Origin of the sequence: Poseidonocella sedimentorum (assembly GCF_900116005.1) — a bacterium.
Classification (GTDB): Bacteria; Pseudomonadota; Alphaproteobacteria; order Rhodobacterales; family Rhodobacteraceae; genus Poseidonocella; species Poseidonocella sedimentorum.
Genome location: NZ_FOYI01000002.1, coordinates 308,603 through 333,446, shown reverse-complemented (window position 1 = coordinate 333,446; position 24,844 = coordinate 308,603). Strand labels below are relative to the sequence as shown.

Sequence of the window (24,844 nt, the reverse complement as noted above, 5' to 3'; positions counted from 1 at the left end):
CCAACGGGTCGGGGACGAGGTGTTATGAAGGTAACCAAGGCAACGAAGGGCGAGACCGAGGCCCAGCTCGAAGCCCGGGCGCGCGCCGCGCTTCTGAAGGCGCTGCCGTGGCTCGACGGTAAGGAGATCAAACAGCAGGTCAGCTTTACGATCCGCTTTGGTCACGCCGTCATCCATGTGGACGGTAAGGAGCGCGAGCATGTCACGGGGCGCGCCGACATCCTCGTGACAGTGGACGGGGTGCCCACTCTGGTCCTGGAGCTGAAGCGTCCCGAGCTCGGCATTAACGACGACGACGTAGAACAGGGGCTCTCCTACGCCCGCATTCTTCATCCCGGACCGCCACTGGTGCTGGCGACGGACGGCACGGCGAGCCGTTTGGTCGAGACGCACACTGGAATGGACTGGCGCCCCGCGTCTCAGGACGAAGTGGCACTGAAGGCGCTGCTCGACAACGTTGCGCTCGTTGCCACCGACGACATAAAGCGCGCGACTTCGCGTCTCCTTGGGCCCGACCCGAAGGTGTGGATCGAGGCCGTCCGCACAGTGAGCGCGTCCTTCGTTGATGAGCGAACGGGTGACTGGACGACTCCGGAACTACCGTTCGTGGACGGTTTTGTCCTCCCGCGGAAGGCTGTGGCAGATGCGGTCGAGGCGCTCAAGAGCGGAAAGCGGCTGGTGTTCGTCGAGGGCGATCCAATCAGCGGCAAGTCATCGGCGCTCCGCGCGCTCGCAGGGCACCTTAACACCGGCGACGACTTTGCCATGCTGACGCTCGACGCGGACAGCGGGATCGACCTGTTCGGCACGCTGTCCGACATACTAAGCTCGCAGATCTCTTGGCCGATCACGCCACATGAGGCGCGTGACTGGGTCCAACTGCTGTCTCGGACAGGGGGACCGCCGCTGGTAGTCGCGGTGGACGACTTCGATGGTGCCCGCGGCAGCTTTCGGCAGGACCTCGAGGCACTGACGTCGCCGTTGTTCGGAGAGAGGATACGCGTCGTCTTGGCGCTCGACACTGGCGCCGCGCATCGCCTGCTGACATCGGGCAACGGTCGATCACCGTCGGCTCTGAAGCGCCGCGCTCCCGAGCGCTTCGCCCTCACGCCTCTTGACGACGACGAGTTCGCGACCGCGTGCGATCACCTCAAGGAGCACGGAATATCGATCATGGCCGGCGGTGAACGGTCCCGGGAATACCGTCTTCCGTGGGTGATGCGCACGATGGCGAGCTTGGTTCTGGCGGACCGCCCCCTGGAACCCGAAAAGGTGAAAATCCTCCCACCCATCCCGACTATCGAACTTCTCGGTCATTCAGAGCGGCGCTACCGTGACGCCTCTGGTCCTATGACGAACTACCGCGAGGTGGCCGAGACGCTGGTCGAGGACCTGACCTCGGACGATCTTACCGAAGAGCTCCGCTTGCTCTCACTGGACACCTATGTCGTCCGGAAGTCAGCGCTGCGCGAGCGGCTATCCGACGCCGATATTCGCGAGCTGGTCGACGCGGGCTTGCTGCACGAGGGGAGGAGCGAGGGGGGCGAGGCGCTACTCTACCCAAAGCTACAGGACTTGCTCGCCATGCACTTGGCCCACGTTTTCGCAAGGCGCATCGTCGAGGACGGCGACCTCGCCAAAGTCGCGGACGACCTCGCTGGGCTCGCGTCGAGCGTTCCGCTCGGTCCAGTAATCGCAGCGTATTCAATTTTCGTGGCGACAAGGTCGCATGGGACCCTCGACTACAATCTGATTGAGGCATTGCGTGCAAGAGAACCGCGCCGTGAGGCGCTCTCTCCGGGGAGGACCGTGGTGGGACGAACCCCCGACGGGCATGAGTTCGAGATGACCGGACTGCCCAATGGACGAATGGAACTGCGGATGGGCGACCTCATCCATACCGTAGACGGTGAGGACCTCAACTCTCTCGTCGACATCGATCCGTGGATGATCCTGTCCTACCTGGCCATGTGGCGGATGGCGGCCGATTCGGAAGACGGTGATCGCTCAGCGCGCCTCGACGGGGTCCTGATGCTCCAGATCGGGAGCTTTCCCGGGCCGCTAATCAAGCCGGGCAACCTCAGCGACATGGTCGAGACGCATTCGCTGCCGGGCGGCGTTGAAGCGCTCCATTACAAAGGTATCTTTGAGCCCATAACATACGCCATGCTCCTTTTCTTCAGCCGGGAGCCGGAGCACGCGGCAACATTCGCTGCGGCAGCGCTGGAGAGGGAAAGCCTACCGCTGATGCTCCGGATCGATGCCGCTTTGACCCAACTCGCCGATTTCAGCGGCGATGCGTCGGAGACGGCGGCGGAGCTGCGCAGGGAAGTGGTTCGGCCCGCCGTTAAGGCGCTGCTCAAGCGCGGGGGCGAGGCGAACGCCGGATGACGGGGGCCGCTGCCGAAGTCTTTTAGGGACGTGTTGCGGGCGCGGCTTTCCCGGGTGGCACGAAATCGATCGCAAGTAGCAGAGAAAACGTGTTTGCCCGGCTGGAATGCGCACCAGACCGGTCATTCGCGAATGCAGCAGCGAAAGCCCGCTTCCCGCCCGGAGTCACTATCGCCTGGAATCAGCCGCTCTCGCCGTTGCGCGGCGGCGGGTCAGTTTTGGGGCAGCCAGATGACCTGCTGATGAGTGCGCGCGTTCCATGCGCGAGCGCAGCAGTTCAGGTCCACCCGGCTACCAGTGGTCTCTCAGCAAACCACCCCTTCATGGCGACCCGTCCACCGAGCTTTCGCGGCAAGATCCACCAGGGTGCGCTGGCGCTTGTCGAGTCGGCGCCATGCCGACCGGAAGTCGCGGAAGTCGCTCGGCAGTAGATCCGCCCGACCAAAGGCGAGGGCCACGGCGATCGTCTCGCTCGTGGACAGGGTGGCGACCGCGTCATCGATCGTCGCCTGGTTGGTGAGGACGATCCGGCACGCTTCCGCGTCTGGGCGGCCGGGCTCATTCAGCGGGTTGGGGCGGCTGTTGTTCGTCGAGGTCATGTCGTTCTCCAGTGTTCCAGACCGGGCGGGATGCCCGGCCTGATCGGAATTTCGGTCGACGTGACTCGGAGCGGAAATGCCTTGCCTCGACGTCATGGCCACACGCAGGGGGTGGCCGTTGTTCACGCGGAAGAGTTGGGATGTTCACGTTTTGAGGCAGGTGCGTTCAGCACCAGTTCCTCCAGATGAAACACTTTGACCAGACCGATTTCGAGACGGGCTCGGCAGCGCCGATACTCACCACTGAAGCCTATGTCCGACTGCTGCATCCGGAAGATGCGATCGGCAAGACGACCCTCATGGCGAAGGATGCGACCGGACGGGCACATTCCAAGACATACACCCTGACCACCGCTCCAGTGTTGGCCAATAATTTTCTGGATAGCGACGGATATATCAGCCTCCATCGCTTCCATGGCCCCCGAAAAGTGAGCCATCTCGCCGCTTTGAACGGCCTGTTCCTGGACCTCGATATTGACCGCCTGCCACCCGGCGCCAGCAGGTCCGTGGGGGCGTGGTCGCTCGACGTGACGATGCACTGCCTGTCACTGAAGCTGCCGCAGCCGACCGTGCTGCTGTTCACGGGGCGTGGCCTGGCTGCAATCTGGCTAATCAAGCCCCTGCCGCCCAAGGCCCTGCCGCGTTGGCAGGAAGCGCAGAACGTGCTGATCGATCACTTCCGCTCTCTCGGGGCCGATCCTGCCTGTCGTGATGCCGCGCGCATCACACGACTGCCCGGCTCGCTGAACAGCAAGAGCCAGAAGATCGCGTCGATCATCGACGGCACTCTGGAACGCTACGACTTCGATCGGCTGGCCGACGAGATTTACATCGCCGCAGGCCGCCCGACCCGGGAGGAGCTGAAACATCGGCAGGTGTGCCGGAAGCAGCGCACCGCGCGAAAGCAGTCCGGAGGGCTCCCCGTGCGCGCGCGTTTCTCGGCGGTCTTGCGGGATCTCGATCGCCTGCGTCTGTCATGGGGTGGTCAGGTGCCGGTCGGCGCCCGGAACACCTGGCTGCACCTCTACGCGACTTGCCTCTCCCACACATTCGGCGCCGCGGAGATACCGGACTGCGTTCAGGCCATGGCTGCCGAGGCCACCCCTGGCCTGTCCCCGTCCGAAGTGTCCGGCGTCGCAAGGATTGCCGCCCTTCATGCCGCTCTCCTCCAAGGCGGCGCACCCCTCTCTGACGGGCGGTATCACTATGCCGGCGCCACCATCGCCGACATGCTCGGCGTGACCGCGGCAGGAGCTCGGACGCTCGGTCTCGAGCAAGTGATGCCGAAGAGCGAGCGCGCCCGCAGGAAGGCAGAGCGAGAATGCCAGCGGCGTCGGTCCGCCGGTGCGATGCCGCGCGAGGCGTGGCTGGAGGAGAATAGCCGCGAGGCTCGGCAGCCTTGGGTCGAGCTCGGAATGTCGAGAAGCACCTTCTATCGTCGCCGGAAAGCCGGCCAGATCGTCGAACCGGCCAAGCCTGCGACAAGCGCGGACATTGAGACTGGTCCGTGCCCGCTACAAGGGGGCTCTGCCTTGCCGAAGGCGCCGGCGGAGGGGCGAAGCCCCGCCGCCAGTGCCCCCACCCCCACCACAAGCCCCAGCCGCCCCACACGGCCGACGCAGGCAACGCGGACGGAAAGGAGCGCCGCACCCGATGGCGGTCGGTTGAAGGAAATCGTTGTCGAAACCAACCCTTGGGTGCAACCTGCACACCAGCAGGGGGAGATCGAGTTTGAGTATCGGCGAGTTTATTACCCGCTGGAGCGCGTCCGGCGGGAGTGAGATGTCCAATTTCCAGAGCTTCGCGGGCGAGCTCTGCGACGTCCTCGGCATCGAGCGCCTGAAACCGGCCCCAAGGCCGAAGCAGAGCAGCTGAGCCTTCTGTCGCCCGAGAGCGCGCCCCACACCCAGCTGGGTCACGGACGGCGGGGAAGCCGTGCCTTCGAGGACACCATGCTGATGTGTCTGGCCGCCCTCTACCACGCACGTGCTGATGAAGAGGTCCGGAGCCATGTCCTCTGGCTCCGTCCCGACCACCAGAAGCCGGATGGCCGCGCTGCCGAGGCCCGGACCGGCAAACTGGAAATCGCCGCCGCCAAGGCCCCCTTGGCCGAAATCGCTGCCCGACCACATCGCCGCCGCCCGCTACGCGCTGAAGGACCTCGGTGAGGCCGACGCCGAAATAGTCGCCCGCACCTTCCTGCGCGTCCGCGCCACCACCGTCGCACCGCCGCTCGAGAGGGGGTCGGCCTCGCCATGGCCGAAATGACGGACGAGGGCCGCTATGTCACCTGAGCGCCGCGCGATCATTCGGCTCATGGGCCTGCCGGACATCACCGGCAGGGTGGTCGCCCTCCGCGATGCCAGCCGACGGCTCGACCGCGCCGGGGTCCGAAAAATTCAATCGGGCGCTGCCAAATTGTTTTTCGCCACTCGCACTTAAACCCATTTACTTCCTGCCACCCCGCCGGGGTGGTAGCGCAGGTAACGGTATTACCGGCGCTTACCATTACCAAAGGTAGGAGCCGAAGGTGGCGACCAAGACCCAAAAGACCAACACCGCACTCGAGAAGAAGGCCCGGGCGGCAGTGAGTGAGCTTGACAAGCTCGGCAAACCCATCACGAACGCGAATGTTCGCGAACAGATCGGGCCTTGTTCGTTCCGCGATCTCACTCCGATCGTCAAGGCGATCAAAGCTGAGCGGGAGGCGCGCGCCAAGGCGGAGAGCGCGGTTCCGGACATGCCCGAAGAGGTCGCGGAACTTACGACCGCGCTCTGGGAGGCCGCGTTTCGCGCCGCCGACGAAGCGGCCGCGGTGAGCCGACGTGCACATGCGGAGGAGGTGGCAGAACTCCGCAAGAATTTGGACGAATGGGAGACCGATGTCGGCACCGTCGAGGACGAATTGGCGGCGATGACGGCTCGGGCCCAGGGGGCCGAAGCAGCCACGGCGGAGCTCGAGGACCAGGTTGCAAATCTTCGGATGGTCATCGCGGGACTGGAGGGTCGGCTCCTCGGTCGGCAGGAAGCCGCACGTGCGGCGGCTAAGGCAGACAAGAACGCGGAGACCAACCTCGAAGATGCTTGCCAGATGCCGCTCTTCGACGATCCTGCGGGCGAGGAGGGCCTGCCTCTCGCGGAAGATGGCGGTGATGCGATGCACGAAGACCTCGGGCGAGTCAATGAGGACGACGGTGATCTCGACGACGAGGCAGCATGAGTAGGCAGAGCCGAGGCGCGCTCGCCTCGGCTCTTCTTCTTTTCGGCGCTCAGGTCCTTGTGCGGACGCGCTCCGGAGACACCCGAAGGACTTTGATCGGCTCAAGAAATTGATCGGTGTGAAGGGCGGCCACTTTCGGGTCCGTGGCGTTCTCCACGTCCTGTCGACCGGTCTCGAGGTCAAACCCGCGTTCCGCAGCATTCACCTCGATCACCTTCACACCTCTCACGTATCCCGCGCGAAGCGCAGCGTCTTCTTCGGTCAGGAGCATGGCATCGCGCGTTGCTTGATATGCAGCTCTGAGCTCCAGATTCGTCGTGACTTCCAGTCGTTTCCGAAGCGCAGCGGTGTCTGCCTCGGACGGTATCGCCCAGGCCCCGGGAAAGCTTTCCTCGTCCAAGGGGGCCGTTTCTCCAGCTGCCAGAGCCGCCAAGCTCTCCGGGACAACCTGTCGCGACTGCGACATCGTGGCTTCCACGACAGCCGCGCGGCGGCGCAGCTCTGCCGCCGTCGCTTCCTGGGCCTCCTCGCGCTGGCGGACACCAAAGACCCGGCGGGCGAAGCCGACCAAGAGATCGAACGCCGGCATGATCCGCTTCTTGAGCGAGCGCCGGTCTTCTTCCGCGTCGGGCGCTTTAGGTCCGAACTCGAGCCCCTCCCGACGTTTCTCGGTTGCAGGCCGGTAGTCGATTTGGCGCGCCTCGATGGCACTCATCCCGCATACCAGCGCCTCGACCCTATCCGCGGCCGAGGAAGCAAGCTCTTCGGCACGGATGATTTCCGCTTGGCCCTGCGCCGCCAGTCTGGCTGCCTCGGTTTCGCGGAGGAGGAGGTCGATCTTCTCGCCTTCGATAGCCGTGACCTGCTCATTGAACGTCTCCGCGCTTTCTGCCCTCCGCTTCTCATCCCTTGCCTGACGGTCTTTCACCGCCAGGGCCTTCTGATACTCGGCACGCGTCATGCGGCATCGTTTGGGCCCGAACCGGAGCAGACCGGCGCCATCAAAGACCCCTTCGTAGAAATCGTCCTGCCATTTGCTCATCGCTGCGCGGTAGGCGCGGTTCGCACCTTGGCCCACGGCCTTGGGGTCCTTCACCTTCTCTACCGCGTGCGCCTCGTTGAACGCGATCTTGGCAGCTCTGCCGGGGTGAAGCGCATCGACCCGACCAAGCTGGGGCTCGATTGCAAGGTAGTGCGCATGGACATGATCCTCGTCCCAGTGAATGACGCCCATCAGGAGAACCCCACCGGCCTTCTCGACGGTCTTCCTCTCATGCTCCATTGCCGCCGCGAGCAGAGCGACGCATTCCTCTCGAAGTTCGGGATCGGCCAGAGCATCCACCGTGAGCGTGGGAAGTGACACCACCGAGGAATAGAGCGTGCGGGCGTCAGAACGCAGCTTTCGCTTCGCCTTCTTGCCCTTGCGGACGTAGACCTCCTTGACCGTCGACGCTTTTTCATGTGCCGCTCGCGCCGCGGCGAATGAGCTGACGGTCCCGGGCAGGATCTGCGGCGGCAGCCCGCCCGGATTGACATGGAACGAGGCCCAAGGTTTCCGTTCAGCTTCGTCCAGCACCTCTTGCGCTGTCCAGGCTCGCTCGCCGCTCTTCCGGAACTTGGGTTCATTGGATTTCTTCCCGGGCGCGCCCTGCACCGAATACGACTCCATACGCGCGAATTGATAACCTTTCATCGCCATCTCCTTTGTTCGAGGCGACGGGGAAATAGGTAAGAAGGGCGCACCTCCGGAAATGTCTGCGACGCGCCCCGAAGGCGGGCGCACAAGGCATAGTGTCCGACTATGCGTAGTGCGAGCCGCCCCTTCGGAGCTCACTACGCGCCGGCTCTCCGAGGGCCCCTCACGCCGGGGAGGCGGTCCTGCGCGGACAACGGCAGGGCGTTCGCCACCCCTGCACTCCGGCGCCTCCGGCGGCCGGGGGAAGTCGTTCCGCACTCTCCCCCCGGACCCCTCACTGCTCGGGCCTCCCCAGCCCCGGCCAGGGGGATGACGTCCCCCCTGGACCCCCGCAGACGAACAGCAGTCCCACGACAAGATAATGTGGCGGGCGCGCTCAGGGCCGCCTGCCGCGACCCGGCTCCTTGGCGAGAGCCGGATCGGACAGCCGGCCAGACAGGCGCGCCAGGAGGGGATGCTAAGAGCAGGACAATCTTGACCCCGGCCAATCTGCCGGCTCCTCGAACACGGAGATCGCTATGTTCGACGAACAATGTTCCTGCGACATCGAATTGCCCACCCTCTTCGGTGAGACCGCACCACTGCGCGTTTTTGCCGGGGAACATCGAGAGGCGCTCATCCACGCGGCGGAACTCCTCGCCGGACGACGGGGCGAACACCTCGCCGTCGAAGTAACAGACGCCCTCGCACGGGCCGCCCCTCTCACTCGGCGTGACATGCACCACCTGCACGAGCTGGTGAATATCCTCGCGCTGGAGAATGTGGACGACCTGGACAGTGAGGAAAGTGCACGTTTCGCTCTCCTTGATCCCGCGTCGACGGTCGTCGAGGAGATCTGTCTTCTCACCGACGGTTTGCGCGATGCCATCGAAATGACGGACCTGGATCATCCGTCGGCAGCGCGCATCTCGGCGGCGGCGTAATTCCGCGCCGCCCCCACGTCGCCGGTCTCCTCCTGGCCGGCGGCGCTTGACCGACAGCATTGGATGCGCGGCCATTGCCCGCAGGCTGTTGTGGAGGACCCTCATGTCTGACGACACCTCGCAAATATCCTTCCTCGATCCGCATGTGACGGATCGATACCGACACTTGGCCGGCTTCCTTTCTATCGAAGCCGCAGCATTGCACGAGCTTCTTGTCGCCTGCGAATGTTACGTGGCCGGCCAAGCCGTGGTCCGCCTGATGGAGCGCGTGACCTGTGATATTCGAGACCTGCCTGCCATGCGTTCAGACCTCGATCTTGTGCTGTGGAATTTGGCCGAAATCGGAGCCGGAGTGCTCGACCGGGCTTGGACCAACGGCAGTGCCCCCGCCGATCTCGATGCAGCCGTGCGGTTCTACGGTGCTCGGCTCGGCGATCTGAGTGCCCGGCTATGACTGTAGCCTGCCTGCCTCAGCGCTGGCTTGCGCTCGCGCTGACGGCCTTGACGACGACAGATGATCTTTCGTGGCCCCTGCCACGGACTGTCGTCCGGGAGACCAGCATGAATATGCTTACCAACACCGCCCTCGCTACCACGGCTCAGGAACGGCGCGAGGACGCCGTCCTCCATGTGGCCGAATTTATCCGTCGCGAGGGCATGACTCTCTACGACCTGTTCACTGCCTTGGGGGATGAGGAGGCGGCCGACGCGGTGGCCGAACTCGTCGGCCTTTGTGCTGCCCCTTTACCCGCCCGGTCGGCCGTGATGACCGAACTCGCGGAGGTCGCGCTCTCCCTGAACATGCTGTCGTTCCGGGAGATCGACGCGCTGGCCATGTCAGGTTGTGCGCCTTTCGATGTCTACGGCGCGGTTCGCTGGTCCGGGGCGCGGGTGGCGGATCTCTGCGCGCGCCTCGCCGCGACCTGATCGGGCCGGTCAGTCCTCGCCACGATCCTCGGAGAGGCGGTCAATAAACGCCATGACCTCAGACAGCCTCCAGCGGGAGGAGTTGCCCAGCTTCAAAGGCTTCGGGAGCGTCTTGTTCTTGATGTCCCGGTAGATGCTGGCGCGCGACCGCTGGAGGATCTCCGCGAGTGTGGCGATTCCAATCAGGGAATCGGCGGCGGGGGAAGTCGTATGCATGATGATCTCCTTGTCTCTATGCGGAGGGGAGATTGGACCGTCTTGTGAAGGCCCAAAGGAAATCGGGACGCGTCCCGCCAAAAAAACTTTGGGGCATGTGGGAAGCGGAGAGGTCTTGCCGCGACCACACTCCCATCGGATTGTTCCGCTCGTGGAATCGGACGCTGGAAAGTAGGTTCACGATCTCGCCACCCCGGCGCCACCCCAGAAGGGTTTCCGTCATGCGGAGATCACCCCCATATAGGAGGAAGTCGCCGAGAATATTGGGAAAAATTGGTAGCGGAGGAGGGACTTGAACCCCCGACACGCGGATTATGATTCCGCTGCTCTAACCAACTGAGCTACTCCGCCACGCCGCGCGTGACTAAGGGAGGGGAACGCCTCCGTCAAGAGGGAAAAACGCGGGGTTTTGCCCCTCAAAGCGTCTCGTCGAAGAAACCCGGGCCCGCTTCTGACAGCAGCCGCAGCGCCATGGCGTGGCCGATATGGGCGGCGTCTTCGATAGGGCCGGAGGCGGCGTCGGTGATGCGTTTGCTGCCGTCGGTCCGCAGGACCTCGCCGCGCAGGTGCAAGGTCTCGCCGTCGAGCGTCGCGAGCCCGGCGATCGGGGTTTCGCAGGATCCGTCGAGCCCGGCCAGCAGCGCGCGTTCGGCGGTCAGGCGAATGCCCGTGTCCCGGTCGTGGATCGCGGCGAGCATCTCTTCGGCCCGCGCATCCTCGGCCCGCCGTTCGATCCCTATGGCGCCCTGCGCGATTGCGGGCAGCATATCTTCGGGCTCCAGCGCGGTGGCGGGGATATCGGCAAGGCCGAGCCGGTTGAGCCCGGCCATGGCGAGGAAGGTCCCCGCCGCCACCCCGTCGCGCAGCTTGGCGAGCCGGGTCTGGACGTTGCCCCGAAACTCCACCACGTCCAGATCGGGCCGCGCTGCGAGCAATTGCGCCCGGCGCCTCAGGCTCGATGTCCCCACCCGAAGCCCCTGTGGCATCTCGCTAAGACGTCGGTACCGGTCCGAGATGAACGCATCGCGCACGTCCTCGCGCGGCAGGAAGGTATCAAGCAACAGGCCCATCGGCTGCTCGGTCGGCATGTCCTTCATGGAATGCACGGCGATGTCGATCTGGCCAGCGAGCAGCGCCTCCTCGATTTCCTTGGTGAAAAGCCCCTTGCCGCCGATCTCCTTCAGCGGCCGGTCGATCACCCGGTCTCCGGTGGTCTTGATCACGACGATTTCGAAGGTGTCCTGGGGCAGATCGAAGGCGGCCCCAAGCCGAGCGGCGGTTTCATGCGCCTGAGCGAGGGCGAGCGGGGAGCCGCGCGTGCCGATCTTGAGCGGGGCGTCGGGGGAACAAGGTTGGTCAGCCATGGGTTGGGTTGTGCACCGGGGCCACCGTTTTGACAAGGCAGGCCGGCGCCTTGGGCGGTTGACTTTCCGCGCGGCGCGGGGGACCACCCGGACAACACGGCAGAGCGAGGTGCCACGATGGCTCAACCCAAGAAACTCATGCGCGCCCTGGCTGGCGAAGCGCTCGATGTCCCGCCGGTCTGGATGATGCGTCAGGCCGGGCGCTACCTGCCGGAATACCGCGCGACGCGGGCCGAAGCCGGGGATTTCCTCAGCCTGTGTTACAATCCCGAGCTCGCCGCCGAGGTGACGCTCCAGCCGATCCGCCGTTACGGGTTCGATGCCTCGATCCTCTTCGCCGATATCCTTCTGGTGCCGCAGGCGCTTGGCGCGGATCTGTGGTTCGTGACCGGCGAAGGGCCCCGGCTTTCGACCCTCACCACCACCGCCGAACTCGCCGCGCTCAAACCCGCCGAGGAGGTCCACGAGACGCTCGCGCCGATCTACGAAACCGTCCGCATCCTGCGCCGTGAGTTGCCGCAGCAGGTCACGCTCATCGGCTTTGCCGGCGCGCCCTGGACGGTCGCGACCTATATGATCGCCGGGCGCGGCACACCGGATCAGGGCCCGGCTCACGCCTTGATGCGCGAGGCGCCGGAAGTCTTCGACGGGCTGATCGCGCGGCTCACCGAGGCCACGATCGAATACCTCTCGGCACAGGTCGAAGCAGGCGCCGAGGTGCTCAAACTCTTCGACAGCTGGGCCGGATCGCTCGGCGGCGAGACCTTCATGCGTTACTCGCTCGGCCCGATCCGCGAAATCATCACGGCGCTCAAGGCCCGCCACCCCGGCGTGCCGATCATCGCCTTCCCCCGCGGCGCCGCCTCCCGCTACGAGGGGTTTGCCAAGGCGACCGGCGCGGATTGCGTCGCACTCGACACCGATGTCGATCTGAACTGGGCCGCGCGCGCGGTGCAGCCGGACAGCTGCGTGCAGGGCAATCTTGACCCGAAGTTGCTCGTCAGCGGCGGCCCGGAGCTGGAGACCGAAACGCGCCGCATCGTCGAGGCACTGCGCGACGGCCCCCACATCTTCAACCTCGGCCACGGGATCACCCCGGACGCCGATCCCGCCAACGTGGACCGGATGCTGGCCGCCATCCGCGGCTGAACGCATCCCCGGTTTGACCGCACCGCCACGGCCGCTACACTGGCGGTCTTGACGCGTTCCGGAGTTTGTCGATGACCACCCAGAAATCCTCGCCATTTCCCGATGCCGACAAGGACCGGGACATCGCCCGAGACATCCCCGATACGCCCCAGACCCGCGCCCCGGCCTATCGCCTCGCCTTCGACGACGCCGAGTTCATGGGCCGCCCCGAATTGCGCCCGGTGCGGCTGCAGCTTGAGCTGATGAAGCCCGAACTCATCCTGCAGGAGCTTGGGATCGAGACCACCATCGTGCTCTTCGGCGGCGCGCGGATCCCCGAGCCCGCCCTCAAACACACCGCCCGAACCCCCAAACTCGCCGAGCTCACCGCCTACTACGATCAAGCGCGCCGCTTCGCCCGGATCATGACCGAACACAGCATGCGCGAGGGCGGCAAGAACCACGTCATCGTGACCGGCGGCGGCCCGGGTGTCATGGAGGCGGGAAACCGCGGCGCGATGGACGCTGGCGGACGCAGCATCGGGCTGAACGTGGTGCTCCCCCACGAACAGACGCCAAACCCCTACGTTTCGCCGGAGCTCTGCTTCAACTTCCACTATTTCGGCATCCGCAAGATGCATTTCCTGATGCGCGCCGAGGCGCTCTGCATCTTCCCCGGCGGTTTCGGCACGCTTGACGAGCTCTTCGAGGCCCTCACGCTGATCCAGACGCGGCGGATGAAACCCGTCCCCGTCCTGCTCTTCGGTCACGAATTCTGGGAAGGCGTCATCAACTTCAAGGCCCTCGCCGAGGCCGGAACGATCGCCGACGCGGACCTCGCGCTCTTCAAATACGTCGAAACCGCCGAGGAAGCGGTCGCCATCATCGAAACCTGGGAGGTCTGAGCCAACCGCCCGCGCGGCGCCGCAAGGCGCAGCGTGGGCTCATGTCGTCGCGCCGCAGGCGCGTCCGCTCAAGACCAGCGCTTCATCCGGCCGGATGAAGCATCGGCCCGAGCGCCCGGCCGCCCAGAACGTGCACGTGCAAATGCGGCACTTCCTGATGCCCGTGCTGCCGGGCGTTCGAGATCAACCGATACCCCGGCTCTACCACACCCGCATCGCGGCACACCTCGCCAACCGTCCGGGTGAAATCCACAATCTCCTCGTCGCTCGCCTCTTCGGCGAAATGCGCGTAGCAGACATAAGGCCCCTTGGGGATCACCAGCAGGTGCACCGGCGCCTGCGGCGTGATGTCGGCAAACGCGAGCGAATGCTCGGTCTCCAGCACTTTGTTGCAAGGGATCTCCCCCCGCAGGATCTTGGCGAAAACATTCTGATCGTCATAGACATAGGCCATCGGGCGTCCTCAATCGGCAAACAGGTAATCGGTCGCGGCAATTTCATGCGCGGTTTGCGGCGAAACCGCAAGGAACTCGGCCAGGGCGGCGGCGTTTTCGGCGACGGTCTGCGTCTGGCGCATGATGCTGTGGTCGGGGAACTCCGCGTCGCGGATGCGGTCGGTCTCATAGAGGATGTCCTGCCGCAGCGAGGGCAGGAGCCGGGCCAGCGCCGCCTCCGGCGTTGTCGCGCCCGCCAGCCCGATCCGCCGCGCATGGCCCGCGAGATAGGCGTCGCTGAAGCTGCACTCGATCTCCAGCAGGCGCGTGCGCGCGCGGTCCGAGAAGAAGTCATGCAGCAGATCGAGGCTCCCCGGATCGATGCAGATCGCCAGCCGGTCAGTCTCGAAATGATCGAACAGCATCCGCATCAGCGCCCGGCAATGGCGCGTGCGCTTGTCCATCTGGCGCTCGATCCCGCCCATGTCGGGCAGCGGCGTGCTCTCTTCGTTGAAGAGGTAATTCACCGTCGGCATGTTCGTGACCTGCCGCACCCGCTCCAGCAGCCGTTTGGCCACGTGCCATTTCTTGCACACCACGATCATCAACTCCCGCTCACGCCCGAGCGTCGATTCCTTCTCCCAGAACCGGCTCGCGAACCGCCGCCCGATCCGGCCCCGGCTGGTCAGGAAGCCGTGCAGCCGTTTGCCCTCGCCCGAGATGTCGAACCGGGTGCGCGGATCGGCGTAGAGCGCGCCGAGGCGGGCGCGCAGGTCCTCCGCTTCGGGGCTGATCTTGCGGGCAAAGAGCGCGTCCTGCGCCAGCAGCAGGTCGTAGTGATCGTTGTAGAACTGAATCGGCATGCCATAATCCGAGAACATCAGGAACGTCAGCGTGCTCGGCTCGATCTCCTCTTCGGGCACCAGATGGCGCACCAGGGTCTGGAAGAAGGTCTCGTCCGGGATCCATGTGGTGGAGAAAAACCGGATGATGTCCCGCCGCTGGCGCAGGAACTCAAGCAGCCGTTCCACCGTGCGCCGCCGCAGGCACCACCACTGCGAGCCGATCATGATCCGCAGCCCGTCGGGGATCGCGCGCTTGAGCCCGAACCGTTCCTGCAGGCCGAGGCTCGCGTAGAACAGCCGCTTTTGCGCACGTTCGTTGAAGAAGTGGCGATAGACGAGTCGTTCTTCCTTGATGCCTGTCTTGATCCAGCCGCTGGTGTGGAAATCCACGCTTTCGATGAAATCGCGCTCGCGTTCGTCGAGGAACTCATGGGCGTAGGCGGCGGATTTGATTGGCATGCAATCGCCCGAGAGCATGTAGAAATGCGTGGCCCGGGGGAAGGCGCCCACGGCTGCCTCCAGCGCCGAAAGCGTCGCCCGCACCAGCGTCCACTCGCCCCAGCCGCATTTGACCCGGCGCCGCGCGAAACAGACGTTCGGCTCCTCCGCCAGAGCCGCCTTCAGCGCCGCGAACTCGGCCTTGGGCGCGCGCGCGTCATAGTGGATCGAGACGAAATCCCCGGCCGCCACCAATCGGCGCGCCTGATCGATCACATGCTCCGGTTCCTTGTGACACAGCAGTATATAGGCAATCCGCGCCATCGCGTCCTCAGCGGTTCAGGGGCACCGCGCCCCCCTTTCTGGTAGCTTTGTTTTCCCCAAGAGTGAATGAACCCTTGCCTCCGGTCCGCGTTTTTTGCCAAAAAGCGCAGCACTGCGCGGGGATACGCCCGGCGCGGTGGAGCGGAGAGTCGGTAAGGTATGGGTTTTCCTGGAACCTGGATGACGCCCAGTGAAAGCGTCGTGTACCGCGTGGTGCCCAAATGCGCGTGCTCGACCATCGGGCAGATTCTCTACTATTCCGACCACGGCCGGTTCTATGACGGCGATATTCACGACGCGCGCGAGGGCCTGCACAAATGGGCCCAGCCCGAAAGCCAGCCGATCATTGAGCGCAACGTGACGAGCCATGGCGCCTTTGCCTTCACCGCCGTGCGCAACCCCTATGCGCGCATCCTGTCATCCTTCTTCGACAAGATCTGCGGCATCCAGCGCAACGGCAACCGCTATCGCGGCAACCTCGTGCCGATGGTGATGCAGACCTATGGCATCGAGGTCGGCGGCGCGGACGGGCAAGAGCCGTTCGACCAGATCCGGAGCTTCCGGCGTTTCCTGCTCTTTGCCCGCGACACGATCCGCTGGCGCAAGCCGATGGACCCGGACATCCACTGGTCAAGCATGTCCGGCCACATCTCGACCTTCATCGTCAACGGCGGGCGCTACGACGATATCTTCTGGACCGAGCGCTTCGATGAGGGGATGAAATCGGTGCTCGATCGGATCGAAACGCCCCACCCGGTCGACCTTGGCGCGATGCCCCGGTTCAATGAAAGCGCGGGCCACGGGCCGACGCGCGCGCACCCGGTCGAAGACTATTTCGACGACCTGTCCCGGCATCTGGTCTACGAGATCTACAAGCGCGATTTCGAGCTTTTCAAATACGATCCCTGGGATCCTGGCAACCGGCTGCCCACCGGCGAGATCGACCTCGACGAGGTTCACGCCAAGCTCGGCGACTGACCCCGCCGGGCCCCCTCAGTCGATGAGCCCGCGGCGGCGGAAGACCACGCCGAGCGCCGTCTTGGGGCGGGGGCCGATGTGCTGGATGACCTCGGTCGCCGCGGCGCAGCCCATCTCGGTGCTGGTGCGAATGTCGCGTCCGGTGGTGAGCCCGTAGAGGAAACCGGCGGCGAACTGATCGCCCGCGCCGGTGGTGTCCACCGGGGTGATCTTGTGGACGGGAACGTCCGTGCGCTCGCCGCCGGAAATCACGCTGACCCCGTCGCCGCTGCGGGTGCAGACCACCAGATCGCAGATTGCCGCAACGGCCGGCAGCGCCTCGTCCAGCGAACTGTGCTGGTAGAGCGATTTGATCTCATCCTCGTTGCCGATGACAAAATCGAGCTCGTTTTCGATCAGCGACAGGAAATCCTCGCGGTGCCGTTCGACACAGAAAGGGTCGGAGATGGAAATCCCGGCGCGCCCGCCCGCGGCGCGGCAAGTCCGGGCAGAGTGGATGAAGGCCTCCTTGCCGCCCGGCTTGTCGAACAGGTAGCCTTCAAGGAAGATCAGCTCGGCATCCGAGAGCACCGCGTCATCCACATCGCCAAGGCCGAGCTCGGCAGAGATCCCCAGATAGGTGTTCATCGAGCGCTCGCCATCGGGCGAGACGAAGATCATCGAGCGCGAGGTGGGAAGCTGCTCGCCCGCGACCGGCGGATTGACGAAATCCGTCCCGTCCTCTTCCATCGCCTTGGCATAGAACCGGCCCAGCGCATCGTCATGCACCCGGCCGATGAAGGCGGTGCGCAGCCCGAGGTTGCCCAGCCCGGCGAGCGTGTTGGCGACTGACCCGCCAGCGGCCTGTTCGCGGCGCTGCATCGACGCATATAGCAGCTCGGCCCGCTCGCGCTCGATGAGCTGCATGACGCCCTTCTGGATGTCCATCATGTCGAGAAAGTTCTCGTCGCATTGCGAAATCACATCCACGACCGCATTGCCGATCCCGATGACCTGGTACTTTTTCATAGTGTCTTTTCCTCGAACTGGCAGAGATCCCGGATGATGCATGTAGGGCACAAAGGTTTACGGGCCTTGCAATGATATCGCCCATGCAGGATCAGCCAATGATGCGCATGGAGTTGGAAATCGACCGGGACGTTGTCCTCGATCGCACGCTCGACGGCGACCACATCCTTGCCCGGCGCGATGCCGGTGCGGTTGCCGACGCGGAAGATATGGGTGTCGACCGCTTGCGCGGGATAGCGCCACCACATGTTGAGCACGACATTGGCGGTCTTGCGGCCCACGCCGGGCAGCGATTCAAGCGCGGCCCGCGAATTGGGGACCTCTCCGCCGTACTCCTCCACGAGAATGCGCGAGAGCTTCATCACGTTGCGGGCCTTGTTGCGATAGAGCCCGATGGTCTTGATATGCTCGATCAGCCGCTCCTCGCCGAGATCGAGCATCTTCTGCGGCGTGTCGGCGATGGGAAAGAGCGCGCGCGTGGCGCGGTTGACGCCCGCATCCGTGGCCTGCGCCGAGAGCGCGACCGCAACCACGAGGGTGTAGGCGTTGACGTGATCGAGCTCGCCCACGGGCTCGGCCTCAGCCGCCCGAAAGCGCGTGAAAATCTCACGCATGGTATGATAGTCGAGCTGCGCGGCCATGCTTCCTCTTGCCCAATTGCCGGGCGCGGAGCAAGCGCGTCTTGGCCCCCGGCGGATGAGATTTGGCGCAAGAAACGGATCGAACGCGGCGCCGGTCCGGCCTAAGCTCGGGCACGGAGATGCGGGAGCTGTGCGAATGAACGACCAGACCACCGGGCAAAGCCTCGGGCAGGCCGAGCTGACAGACAGGTATCACTACCAGGTCATCGGACGGGCGATCGAGATCATTGACGCGGCGCCGGGCCCGCTCACCCTAGAGGAGATCGCCGCAGACATCGGCCTGAGCCCTGCGCATTTTCAGCGGGTTTTCTCCCGTTGGGCCGGGGTCTCGCCCAAGCGCTACCAGCAGTACCTCACCCTCGATCACGCCCGCAAACTCCTGCAATCGCGCCATTCCACGCTGGAGACTGCCCATCTCACCGGGCTCTCCGGTGTCGGGCGGCTACACGACCTCTTCCTGCGGTGGGAGGCGATGAGCCCGGGCGACTATGCACGCGGCGGGGCGGGGCTGCGCATTCGCACCGGTTGGTTCGAAAGCCCCTTTGGCGATCTGCTCGCCATGGGGACCGATCGCGGGATTTGCGGCCTCGGGCTGGCGGCCCAGATCGGGCGCGAGGCCACCGAGGCGGATCTGCGCCAGCGCTGGCCGAAGGCGGAGTTCGCCCCCGACGCGCGGGCCCTCGCCCCTTGGGTGGACGCCGCGTTGACCCAGAGCGGCGAGGCGCGGATGCACCTCATCGGCGGGCCGTTTCAGATCAAGGTCTGGGAGGCGCTGCTCAACGTCCCCGACGGCCACGTGACGACCTATTCCGACATCGCCGCCGCCATCGGCCACCCCAGCGCGGTGCGCGCCGTGGGCACCGCCGTGGGCCGCAACCCGATTAGCTGGCTCATCCCGTGCCACCGCGCCTTGCGCAAATCGGGCGCCATGGGCGGATATCACTGGGGCATGCCGGTCAAACGCGCGCTGCTCGCCTGGGAGTCCGCGCGGTGGGAGGCCTGAGCCACTGGCGATTTGTCGCCGACCGCGGGAACCAATCGCGGACATACGCGTTGAGAGGGGTGTATACGTGGACAGCCCTGTTCGCGGGGACAGACAACTCACGAGGTAGAGCACCCATGATGACCAAACTGCCGCTTCTTCTGACAAGCGCGGGCCTGCTGGCCCTGACCGCCTGTACCGACCCCAACCAGTATGGCGGCGGAACAGACCCCAACGCCAAAACCAAATCCGGCGCGCTCATCGGCGCGGGCCTCGGCGCCGCCGTTGGCATTCTGCGCGGGGATGATCCGGAGGAACGGCGTCGCGGGGCCGTCATCGGGGCCGCGGTCGGCAGTGGTGCCGGCGCACTCATCGGCCGCCAGCTCGACCAGCAGGAAGCCGCCCTGCGCCAGAGCATGAACAACGATCAGGTGTTGATCGAAAACACCGGCGAGAGCCTCATCGTGACCCTGCCGCAGGATATCCTCTTCGACGTGGACAGCGCGGTTGTCCGCTCCGGCCTGCAATCGGATCTTCGCGCGCTCGCCGCCAACCTTCAGAATTACCCGAACTCCGCCGTCCGCGTGACCGGCCACACCGACAGCACCGGCGAGGCCGCCTACAACGAAGCGCTCTCGCTGCGCCGGGCGGATTCGGTTGCCAAGGTCCTGATCGGGTCGGGCGTCTCCTCCTCCCGCATCATCACCGCGGGCCGGGGCGAGGCTCAACCCGTCACCACCAACCTCACACCCGAGGGCCGCGCCAAGAACCGCCGCGTGGAAATCGTGATCATTCCCACCGTCTGATCCCGAAAGACCTGCCACCGCTCAGCACCCCCGGCCCGCGCCGGGGGTGTTTTACGTTTGGCCCAGAGTATTCCGCGTCAGAAAGACGCCTCCGGCCGAAAGCCCTCCGGGATCGCATCACGCCCGTCGAGGACAAGATCCGCCAGAACCTCGGCGCATTTCGGCGCCATGCCCAAGCCGATCTTGAAACCCCCATTGGCGATATACGCGCCGGCCCTGCCGGGCACCGGCCCCAGCATCGGCGCGCGCGTTTTGGCCCGCGGCCGCACCCCGGCCCATTGTTCGATCACCGGAGCCTCCGCCAGAGTCGGGACGAGGGTTTGCGCCTTGCGGAGGATCTCATCAAGCTGCGCATCGGTCTCGACCGGGTCCGCGAATTCCCGCTCGCTGGTGGAGCCGATGGCGACGGTCCCGTCATGATGCGGGACAATATGCAGCCCATCGGCAAAAAGCTGCGGCGCATCTATCGCCTCAAGGCGCAGCAATGCCGCCTGCCCCTTCACGCCCGCGCCAAGCGCGCGCCCCTCCGGATTGGTCTCGGACAGCAGCCCGCGCCAGCCGGTCGCATAAATGACCGCCCCGTCATCCGGCCCGGTTTCAACAATCTCCGCCCCATGGGCCCGAAGCGCGGCCGCAAGCGCGGCGCAGGTCTGGCGCGGGTGGATCCGCGCGCTGAGCGTATCGTGAATGAGCCAGCCGGTCGGGCTCGGCGGCGCCCAGGGGCCCGCCTCCCGCGCCGGGACCACCCGCCAGACCGCCGCGTCCTTCCAATGCTCCCGCGCCGTGCCCTCCCGCTGCCGGGCGAGCGCAAGCGCCGCCGCATCGGCGATCGGCTGAAGCCGCCCGGTGCGCCCATATCCCGTCCGCAGCCCGCCCGCCGCTTCCACCTCGCGCCAGTAGCCCTCGGCCAGTATCAGGCTCTCGAACTGAAAGGCTTTCTTGACGTTCCACATCTCCGGCACATGCGGCGCCAGCGCGCCGACCACGCCGCCGCTCGCCCCCGCCCCGACGCCATGCGGATCGATCACCCGCACCCGAGCCCCACGCCGCGCGCAGGACCACGCAACCGTCAGCCCCGCAATCCCCGCGCCGCGCACCGTCACATCCACCATGTCCCGCCCCATTGCCAAGCCGCCCGCTCGCGGACATTCTCCCGCCGATGACACAGCCCATAAAGGATCGGGACATGGCGGACCAGCGGCCGGAACTGGAATGGCGGGAGGGGGCTGTCCCCATCTCGACCCGGTTTGACGATCCGTATTTCTCGCTCGACGACGGGCTCGAAGAAACGCGTCACGTTTTCCTCGCCGGCAACGCCCTCCCGTCGCGGTTCGCAAGCGGGTTTCACATCGCCGAACTGGGCTTCGGCACCGGCCTCAACCTGCTCGTCGCGCTGCACGCGTGGCGCGCCGCCGGCATCCCGGGGCGCCTCCACTTCACCAGCTTCGAAGCCTTTCCCTTGGCCAAGGCCGACATGATCCGCGCCCAACGCGCCTTCCCTGCCCTCGCGCCGCTGACCGAAGACCTCGCCCCCCTCTGGCCCGAAGCGCCGAACGCACAAGGGCTACGCCACCTGGAGACACCCGATCTGAGCTTCACGCTCATCGAAGGCGACGCGCGCGAGACGCTCCCCGCCTGGAGGGGTTCGGCCGACGCATGGTTCCTCGACGGCTTCGCCCCGGCCCGGAATCCCGAGCTCTGGGAGGAGGGCCTTCTGCATCAGGTCTTCGCCCATACCGTGCCCGGCGGCACGGCGGCCACCTACACCGCAGCGGGCGCGGTCCGTCGCGCCTTGAGCACAGCGGGCTTCGCGGTCGAGCGCACCCCCGGATTCGGCCGCAAGCGGCATATGACCGTCGCACGCAGAGCCCCCTAGCCGGACGCCAAGACCCCGCTCAAAGCTTGCGTGGTGGGCGTGACTGGTTTAGGCTCGTCCGGGTAAAAATCTGTATCTGGTGACCAATGCGTTTTGTTTCAAAAATGAAGATCATGGCCGCGGCCATCGTGTGTGCGGTGTCTGGCATGGCGGCGAATGCCGCGACAATCGGCAATTTTACGGCCTCAGGGTCCTACGATTACCTCGAATCCCCCTCCGAAGCGTCCTGGGATGTGTCCGGGGCCTTCACCGCGTGGATCGACCCGAGCGCGCTTACCTGGCTCGAACCCGCAACCGTCCTGACCATCACGGCCACTTACGCTGAAGAGCGTCGCACCGCCTACGATGAGCAGATCATCACGACTGTCCAAGACGTCAGCGATACGATTTTCGAAATCGCCGCGCTCGCGAGCATCTCTGATCTGATTGACTATATCGATCTCAATCTCGGCACAGACCTCGCCTCGTCCTTCATCTCCTTTTCGGGCGATGTAACCAATGTCGTGACAAGCGGATCGTCGATCTCGGGCGATTTCGACTTTCTCCTCGTCTCCGCCTTTACGCCGACCGGCGTGGACAACAGCCGCGATTTCGTCCCCTACGCCCTGAGCGTAACGTTCGAGGCCGATGAGCCGATCACACCGGTCCCGCTCCCGGCGTCCGCACCGCTTCTCGCCGCTGGATTGGGCGCGATCTGGCTGCACCGCCGTCGCTCAAGGGTACTGCGCGACTGATCACCGCCCAGGAGCGCTCACCCGCATCCCGAACGATCGATCAGCTGCCGGACCACTGCGCCAGCAACTGATCGCCGGGCTCCTCCGCGGGCGCCCATCCATCACCCGTCCGAAGGACACAGGCCCGGCCGTCCCCTCTGTACTCCACGAGGCTCCAGCTCCCGCTCACCTCCGATGCCCAGAGCTGCCGCGCGCCACTTGCCGGCTCGACCGGGCGCTCGCCGTACCAATCCACCAATCCGGCTTCCAACTCTCCGCTGCTCATGCACACAGGCTCGGCAGATGCTCCCGTCGCGATGACAAGGGCCGCGGCCAGAAGCGTTGAAAATTTTGTCTTGCGTTCAGTCATATCGGTTTTCCTTCACGCACTAACGCAGTACTTCCGCACAAGTTCATGACTTTTTTAAGGCGGCCCCCGCCGAAGGACGCGACATGCCCACCATACCCCGCGCCTGGCAACGAATGCTCTCCGGCCGAAGGCTCGATCTTCTGGACCCAACGCCGGTCGACATCGAAATCGAAGACATCGCGCACGGCCTTGCCTTCGTCGCGCGCTGGAATGGCCAGACCGAAGGCGATTTTCCCTATTCCGTGGCCGAGCATTCTCTGCTGGTTGAACGCATCTTCTCCCTGCGCAAACCCTCCGCCCCGCCGAAATGGCGCCTCGCCGCCCTGCTCCACGACGCACCCGAATACGTGATCGGCGACATGATTTCCCCGGTGAAAGCCGCGGTCGGCGCGAGCTACGGTGCGCTGGACGAACGCCTCGCCGCGGCGGTCCATATCCGCTTCGGCCTGCCCGGCGAGCTGCCGAAAACCGTCAAGTCCCAGATCAAACAGGCCGACAAGATCAGCGCCTGGCTGGAGGCCACGCAAATCGCGGGTTTCTCGAAGCAAGACGCCAATCGTTTCTTTGGCGCCCCGGATCCCGAGCTCACGAAATCCCTGAAGATCGATCTTCGCCCGCCAAAAACCGTCCGCGAAGCCTTCCTCGTCAGACATCGCGACTTACTCGCCGCGCTCTAGGCGCGCTCCGCTTCTTCTCTTCCAAAATACTCCGGGGGAGTCCGTGCCGCAGGCACGGGCGGGGGCAGCGCCCCCTATCGCGGGCTGCGTTTCGCGAGGATCCGCTGCAAGGTCCGCCGATGCATGTTCAGCCGCCGCGCCGTCTCGGACACGTTCCGATCACAAAGCTCATAGACCCGCTGGATATGCTCCCACCGAACCCGATCGGCGCTCATCGGATTCTCCGGCGGGGGCGGCAAATCCCCCTCCGCGGTCAGCAAGGCGCGCTCGATATCCGTCGCATCCGCGGGCTTGGCAAGGTAATCCGTCGCGCCGATCTTGACCGCCGCCACAGCCGTCGCAATCGCGCCGTACCCGGTCAGGACGACGACCCGGCTGTCGGGCCGCTTTTCGCGCAACACCTCGACCACATCGAGCCCATTGCCATCCCCGAGTTTGAGATCAACCACCGCATAGGCCGGCTTTCGGGCCGTGGCCACCGCGCGTCCCGCCGCAACGGACCCGGCGGTCTCGACTTCGAAACCGCGCTTCTCCATCGCCTTGGCAAGGCGCTTCAGAAACGGCTCGTCGTCGTCCACCAATAGCAGCGAGCGGTCCTCACCGAGCTCCGGGCTGTCTTCGTTCGCGTTCACAGCAAAGGATCCTCCCGTCCCGGTCACTCCGCATGATGTAAGCCGCGGGGCGCATCACGTCAAATCAGGAGGCCGCCTCGATGAAACACGCCGCCCGCGTCGCCATGTCGTCCGCCGTCACGTCGCGCCGAAAGAAATCGGCGAAGGCGCCCCCGGGCATCATGAGGTAGGTGAATGTCATATGATCCACGAGATAGAATTCGTCTTCGCTATCCTGCTTCTCGTAGTAGGTCTTGTAGGCCTTGGCCGCAGCGTCGATCTGCGCGGGCGAACCCGTGAGGCCGATCATGTCCTCGTGCATGTAGTCGGTGAACTCTTGCAAAACCTCCGGCGTATCGCGCTCGGGGTCGATGGTGATGAAGACCGATTTCACCTCGTGGCCCATCTCGGCCAGAAGATCGACCGCCTCGGCGTTGCGCGCGGCATCATAGGGGCAGACATCGGGGCAATAGGTATAGCCGAAATAGACGAGTGTCGGCGCGGTGAAGATGTCCTGATCGGTCACCGTTTCACCGGTTTCGCTCACGAGGGTGATCGGCCCGCCAATGGCATCGCCTCCGGCGACAGACCCGCCGCGACACGCGTCGAACGCTGTCTCCGGGCCAGAGCGCGTGGCAAACCAGAAACCGCCAATCAGGGCGGCAAGGGCGGCTGCGGCCGCGCCGGCGATCAGGGTTCTCATCCGTGTCACTCCCTATTCAACCGGCGGAAATGAATTGAACCGCCGCTGCGTCGGACATAGCCTCTCCAG

27 protein-coding genes and 1 tRNA gene are annotated in these 24,844 nt (G+C 65.1%); 15 read left to right on the top strand and 13 right to left on the bottom strand.

What is annotated here, in order from left to right:
- Positions 1-24 precede the first annotated feature (24 nt).
- Positions 25-2,391: a hypothetical protein gene (locus tag BM353_RS04585; RefSeq protein WP_092077087.1), complete on the top strand. Its 2,367-nt coding sequence runs from the start codon at positions 25-27 to the stop codon at positions 2,389-2,391.
- 305 nt (positions 2,392-2,696) lie between these two features.
- Here the strand turns inward: BM353_RS04585 and BM353_RS04580 are convergent, their stop codons facing one another.
- Positions 2,697-2,990 carry a hypothetical protein gene (locus tag BM353_RS04580; protein WP_092077085.1) on the bottom strand — a complete coding sequence of 98 codons (294 nt, stop codon included), beginning with the start codon at positions 2,988-2,990 and terminating at the stop codon, positions 2,697-2,699.
- Positions 2,991-3,175: 185 nt separating this feature from the next.
- On the opposite strand from BM353_RS04580, the gene BM353_RS04575 reads away from it, so the two are divergent.
- The 3 genes from BM353_RS04575 to BM353_RS04570 all read left to right on the top strand — a co-directional run bounded on the left by BM353_RS04575 (position 3,176) and on the right by BM353_RS04570 (position 6,210).
- The gene (locus BM353_RS04575; RefSeq protein ID WP_092077083.1) at positions 3,176-4,771 is read left to right on the top strand and encodes a hypothetical protein; all 1,596 of its coding nucleotides are present in this window, start codon (positions 3,176-3,178) and stop codon (positions 4,769-4,771) included.
- Between the two features lie 265 nt (positions 4,772-5,036).
- Positions 5,037-5,258 carry a hypothetical protein gene (locus tag BM353_RS16565; protein ID WP_143104098.1) on the top strand — a complete coding sequence of 74 codons (222 nt, stop codon included), beginning with the start codon at positions 5,037-5,039 and terminating at the stop codon, positions 5,256-5,258.
- Between the two features lie 262 nt (positions 5,259-5,520).
- Entirely contained in the window at positions 5,521-6,210 is a 690-nt protein-coding gene (locus BM353_RS04570) for a DNA-binding protein (RefSeq protein ID WP_092077081.1), read from the top strand.
- 49 nt (positions 6,211-6,259) lie between these two features.
- On the opposite strand, the gene BM353_RS04565 is transcribed toward BM353_RS04570, so the two are convergent.
- Positions 6,260-7,903: a coiled-coil domain-containing protein gene (locus BM353_RS04565; RefSeq protein ID WP_143104097.1), complete on the bottom strand. Its 1,644-nt coding sequence runs from the start codon at positions 7,901-7,903 to the stop codon at positions 6,260-6,262.
- 521 nt (positions 7,904-8,424) lie between these two features.
- Between BM353_RS04565 and BM353_RS04560 the strand changes: the two genes are divergently transcribed.
- The 3 genes from BM353_RS04560 to BM353_RS04550 all read left to right on the top strand — a co-directional run bounded on the left by BM353_RS04560 (position 8,425) and on the right by BM353_RS04550 (position 9,756).
- Positions 8,425-8,829: a hypothetical protein gene (locus BM353_RS04560; RefSeq protein WP_092077077.1), complete on the top strand. Its 405-nt coding sequence runs from the start codon at positions 8,425-8,427 to the stop codon at positions 8,827-8,829.
- Positions 8,830-8,932: 103 nt separating this feature from the next.
- Positions 8,933-9,283, top strand: a complete 351-nt coding sequence (locus BM353_RS04555; protein WP_092077075.1) for a hypothetical protein — start codon at positions 8,933-8,935, stop codon at positions 9,281-9,283.
- Between the two features lie 107 nt (positions 9,284-9,390).
- Complete coding sequence (locus BM353_RS04550; RefSeq protein ID WP_143104096.1) at positions 9,391-9,756, top strand: hypothetical protein; 366 nt, start codon at positions 9,391-9,393, stop codon at positions 9,754-9,756.
- 9 nt (positions 9,757-9,765) lie between these two features.
- Here the strand turns inward: BM353_RS04550 and BM353_RS04545 are convergent, their stop codons facing one another.
- The 3 genes from BM353_RS04545 to hemC all read right to left on the bottom strand — a co-directional run bounded on the left by BM353_RS04545 (position 9,766) and on the right by hemC (position 11,336).
- Positions 9,766-9,972: a helix-turn-helix transcriptional regulator gene (locus tag BM353_RS04545; RefSeq protein WP_092077071.1), complete on the bottom strand. Its 207-nt coding sequence runs from the start codon at positions 9,970-9,972 to the stop codon at positions 9,766-9,768.
- 274 nt (positions 9,973-10,246) lie between these two features.
- Positions 10,247-10,323 (bottom strand) — tRNA-Met (locus BM353_RS04540).
- A gap of 65 nt (positions 10,324-10,388) precedes the next feature.
- Complete coding sequence (gene hemC / locus BM353_RS04535) at positions 10,389-11,336, bottom strand: hydroxymethylbilane synthase (RefSeq protein ID WP_092077069.1); 948 nt, start codon at positions 11,334-11,336, stop codon at positions 10,389-10,391.
- A 117-nt stretch (positions 11,337-11,453) separates the two neighbouring features.
- Here hemC and hemE point away from each other — a divergent pair, with 117 nt between their 5' ends.
- A complete protein-coding gene (gene hemE, locus BM353_RS04530) occupies positions 11,454-12,485 on the top strand; it encodes a uroporphyrinogen decarboxylase (protein WP_092077067.1) in 1,032 nt (343 codons plus the stop codon).
- Positions 12,486-12,556: 71 nt separating this feature from the next.
- Positions 12,557-13,369 (top strand): LOG family protein, encoded by an 813-nt coding sequence (locus tag BM353_RS04525; protein WP_092077065.1) that lies wholly within the window; start codon positions 12,557-12,559, stop codon positions 13,367-13,369.
- Positions 13,370-13,451: 82 nt separating this feature from the next.
- Here the strand turns inward: BM353_RS04525 and BM353_RS04520 are convergent, their stop codons facing one another.
- Together BM353_RS04520 and BM353_RS04515 are read right to left on the bottom strand one after the other, a co-directional pair.
- Entirely contained in the window at positions 13,452-13,823 is a 372-nt protein-coding gene (locus BM353_RS04520) for a histidine triad nucleotide-binding protein (protein ID WP_092077063.1), read from the bottom strand.
- Positions 13,824-13,832: 9 nt separating this feature from the next.
- Entirely contained in the window at positions 13,833-15,410 is a 1,578-nt protein-coding gene (locus BM353_RS04515; protein ID WP_092077061.1) for a DUF5928 domain-containing protein, read from the bottom strand.
- Between the two features lie 159 nt (positions 15,411-15,569).
- Between BM353_RS04515 and BM353_RS04510 the strand changes: the two genes are divergently transcribed.
- Complete coding sequence (locus tag BM353_RS04510; protein ID WP_092077059.1) at positions 15,570-16,388, top strand: sulfotransferase family protein; 819 nt, start codon at positions 15,570-15,572, stop codon at positions 16,386-16,388.
- A gap of 15 nt (positions 16,389-16,403) precedes the next feature.
- Here the strand turns inward: BM353_RS04510 and BM353_RS04505 are convergent, their stop codons facing one another.
- Positions 16,404-17,396, bottom strand: a complete 993-nt coding sequence (locus BM353_RS04505; RefSeq protein WP_092077057.1) for an adenosine kinase — start codon at positions 17,394-17,396, stop codon at positions 16,404-16,406.
- Positions 17,393-18,037, bottom strand: a complete 645-nt coding sequence (gene nth, locus BM353_RS04500) for an endonuclease III (RefSeq protein WP_092077055.1) — start codon at positions 18,035-18,037, stop codon at positions 17,393-17,395. Before nth ends, BM353_RS04505 begins: the two co-directional genes overlap by 4 nt.
- A 136-nt stretch (positions 18,038-18,173) precedes the next feature.
- Here nth and BM353_RS04495 point away from each other — a divergent pair, with 136 nt between their 5' ends.
- Together BM353_RS04495 and BM353_RS04490 are read left to right on the top strand one after the other, a co-directional pair.
- Positions 18,174-19,040, top strand: coding sequence for a methylated-DNA--[protein]-cysteine S-methyltransferase (locus BM353_RS04495; protein WP_092077053.1), 867 nt, complete (start codon positions 18,174-18,176; stop codon positions 19,038-19,040).
- 116 nt (positions 19,041-19,156) lie between these two features.
- Positions 19,157-19,825: a YiaD family glycine zipper/OmpA-like lipoprotein gene (locus BM353_RS04490; protein ID WP_092077051.1), complete on the top strand. Its 669-nt coding sequence runs from the start codon at positions 19,157-19,159 to the stop codon at positions 19,823-19,825.
- 77 nt (positions 19,826-19,902) lie between these two features.
- Here BM353_RS04490 and BM353_RS04485 read toward each other — a convergent pair whose 3' ends face one another.
- Entirely contained in the window at positions 19,903-20,949 is a 1,047-nt protein-coding gene (locus BM353_RS04485; protein WP_245759564.1) for an NAD(P)/FAD-dependent oxidoreductase, read from the bottom strand.
- Positions 20,950-21,011: 62 nt separating this feature from the next.
- Between BM353_RS04485 and mnmC2 the strand changes: the two genes are divergently transcribed.
- Together mnmC2 and BM353_RS04475 are read left to right on the top strand one after the other, a co-directional pair.
- Positions 21,012-21,701 (top strand): tRNA (5-methylaminomethyl-2-thiouridine)(34)-methyltransferase MnmC2, encoded by a 690-nt coding sequence (gene mnmC2, locus BM353_RS04480; protein ID WP_092077049.1) that lies wholly within the window; start codon positions 21,012-21,014, stop codon positions 21,699-21,701.
- Positions 21,702-21,805: 104 nt separating this feature from the next.
- A complete protein-coding gene (locus BM353_RS04475; RefSeq protein WP_092077047.1) occupies positions 21,806-22,435 on the top strand; it encodes a VPLPA-CTERM sorting domain-containing protein in 630 nt (209 codons plus the stop codon).
- 40 nt (positions 22,436-22,475) lie between these two features.
- Here BM353_RS04475 and BM353_RS04470 read toward each other — a convergent pair whose 3' ends face one another.
- Positions 22,476-22,700: a hypothetical protein gene (locus BM353_RS04470; protein WP_092077045.1), complete on the bottom strand. Its 225-nt coding sequence runs from the start codon at positions 22,698-22,700 to the stop codon at positions 22,476-22,478.
- 167 nt (positions 22,701-22,867) lie between these two features.
- On the opposite strand from BM353_RS04470, the gene BM353_RS04465 reads away from it, so the two are divergent.
- On the top strand, positions 22,868-23,461 hold the full coding sequence (locus BM353_RS04465) for an HD domain-containing protein (RefSeq protein WP_092077043.1): 594 nt from the start codon (positions 22,868-22,870) through the stop codon (positions 23,459-23,461).
- 74 nt (positions 23,462-23,535) lie between these two features.
- Here the strand turns inward: BM353_RS04465 and BM353_RS04460 are convergent, their stop codons facing one another.
- Together BM353_RS04460 and BM353_RS04455 are read right to left on the bottom strand one after the other, a co-directional pair.
- Positions 23,536-24,093: an ActR/PrrA/RegA family redox response regulator transcription factor gene (locus tag BM353_RS04460; protein ID WP_092077041.1), complete on the bottom strand. Its 558-nt coding sequence runs from the start codon at positions 24,091-24,093 to the stop codon at positions 23,536-23,538.
- Positions 24,094-24,157: 64 nt separating this feature from the next.
- A complete protein-coding gene (locus BM353_RS04455; RefSeq protein ID WP_092077039.1) occupies positions 24,158-24,775 on the bottom strand; it encodes an SCO family protein in 618 nt (205 codons plus the stop codon).
- Between the last annotated feature and the right edge of the window lie 69 nt (positions 24,776-24,844).

Excerpts from the sequence above, each read along its gene's own strand:
- BM353_RS04475 (WP_092077047.1), top strand. The coding sequence starts at position 21,806 with ATGAAGATCATGGCCGCGGCCATCGTGTGTGCGGTGTCTGGCATGGCG.
- BM353_RS04520 (WP_092077063.1), bottom strand. The coding sequence starts at position 13,823 with ATGGCCTATGTCTATGACGATCAGAATGTTTTCGCCAAGATCCTGCGG.
- BM353_RS04495 (WP_092077053.1), top strand. The coding sequence starts at position 18,174 with ATGAACGACCAGACCACCGGGCAAAGCCTCGGGCAGGCCGAGCTGACA.
- BM353_RS04575 (WP_092077083.1), top strand. The coding sequence starts at position 3,176 with ATGAAACACTTTGACCAGACCGATTTCGAGACGGGCTCGGCAGCGCCG.
- nth (WP_092077055.1), bottom strand. The coding sequence starts at position 18,037 with ATGGCCGCGCAGCTCGACTATCATACCATGCGTGAGATTTTCACGCGC.
- BM353_RS04515 (WP_092077061.1), bottom strand. The coding sequence starts at position 15,410 with ATGGCGCGGATTGCCTATATACTGCTGTGTCACAAGGAACCGGAGCAT.
- BM353_RS04490 (WP_092077051.1), top strand. The coding sequence starts at position 19,157 with ATGATGACCAAACTGCCGCTTCTTCTGACAAGCGCGGGCCTGCTGGCC.
- BM353_RS04545 (WP_092077071.1), bottom strand. The coding sequence starts at position 9,972 with ATGCATACGACTTCCCCCGCCGCCGATTCCCTGATTGGAATCGCCACA.
- BM353_RS04455 (WP_092077039.1), bottom strand. The coding sequence starts at position 24,775 with ATGAGAACCCTGATCGCCGGCGCGGCCGCAGCCGCCCTTGCCGCCCTG.
- BM353_RS04580 (WP_092077085.1), bottom strand. The coding sequence starts at position 2,990 with ATGACCTCGACGAACAACAGCCGCCCCAACCCGCTGAATGAGCCCGGC.
- BM353_RS04465 (WP_092077043.1), top strand. The coding sequence starts at position 22,868 with ATGCCCACCATACCCCGCGCCTGGCAACGAATGCTCTCCGGCCGAAGG.
- BM353_RS04485 (WP_245759564.1), bottom strand. The coding sequence starts at position 20,949 with ATGGGGCGGGACATGGTGGATGTGACGGTGCGCGGCGCGGGGATTGCG.
- BM353_RS04470 (WP_092077045.1), bottom strand. The coding sequence starts at position 22,700 with ATGAGCAGCGGAGAGTTGGAAGCCGGATTGGTGGATTGGTACGGCGAG.
- mnmC2 (WP_092077049.1), top strand. The coding sequence starts at position 21,012 with ATGGCGGACCAGCGGCCGGAACTGGAATGGCGGGAGGGGGCTGTCCCC.
- BM353_RS04505 (WP_092077057.1), bottom strand. The coding sequence starts at position 17,396 with ATGAAAAAGTACCAGGTCATCGGGATCGGCAATGCGGTCGTGGATGTG.
- BM353_RS16565 (WP_143104098.1), top strand. The coding sequence starts at position 5,037 with ATGGCCGCGCTGCCGAGGCCCGGACCGGCAAACTGGAAATCGCCGCCG.
- BM353_RS04525 (WP_092077065.1), top strand. The coding sequence starts at position 12,557 with ATGACCACCCAGAAATCCTCGCCATTTCCCGATGCCGACAAGGACCGG.
- BM353_RS04565 (WP_143104097.1), bottom strand. The coding sequence starts at position 7,903 with ATGAAAGGTTATCAATTCGCGCGTATGGAGTCGTATTCGGTGCAGGGC.
- BM353_RS04585 (WP_092077087.1), top strand. The coding sequence starts at position 25 with ATGAAGGTAACCAAGGCAACGAAGGGCGAGACCGAGGCCCAGCTCGAA.
- hemE (WP_092077067.1), top strand. The coding sequence starts at position 11,454 with ATGGCTCAACCCAAGAAACTCATGCGCGCCCTGGCTGGCGAAGCGCTC.
- BM353_RS04560 (WP_092077077.1), top strand. The coding sequence starts at position 8,425 with ATGTTCGACGAACAATGTTCCTGCGACATCGAATTGCCCACCCTCTTC.
- hemC (WP_092077069.1), bottom strand. The coding sequence starts at position 11,336 with ATGGCTGACCAACCTTGTTCCCCCGACGCCCCGCTCAAGATCGGCACG.
- BM353_RS04510 (WP_092077059.1), top strand. The coding sequence starts at position 15,570 with ATGGGTTTTCCTGGAACCTGGATGACGCCCAGTGAAAGCGTCGTGTAC.
- BM353_RS04555 (WP_092077075.1), top strand. The coding sequence starts at position 8,933 with ATGTCTGACGACACCTCGCAAATATCCTTCCTCGATCCGCATGTGACG.
- BM353_RS04550 (WP_143104096.1), top strand. The coding sequence starts at position 9,391 with ATGAATATGCTTACCAACACCGCCCTCGCTACCACGGCTCAGGAACGG.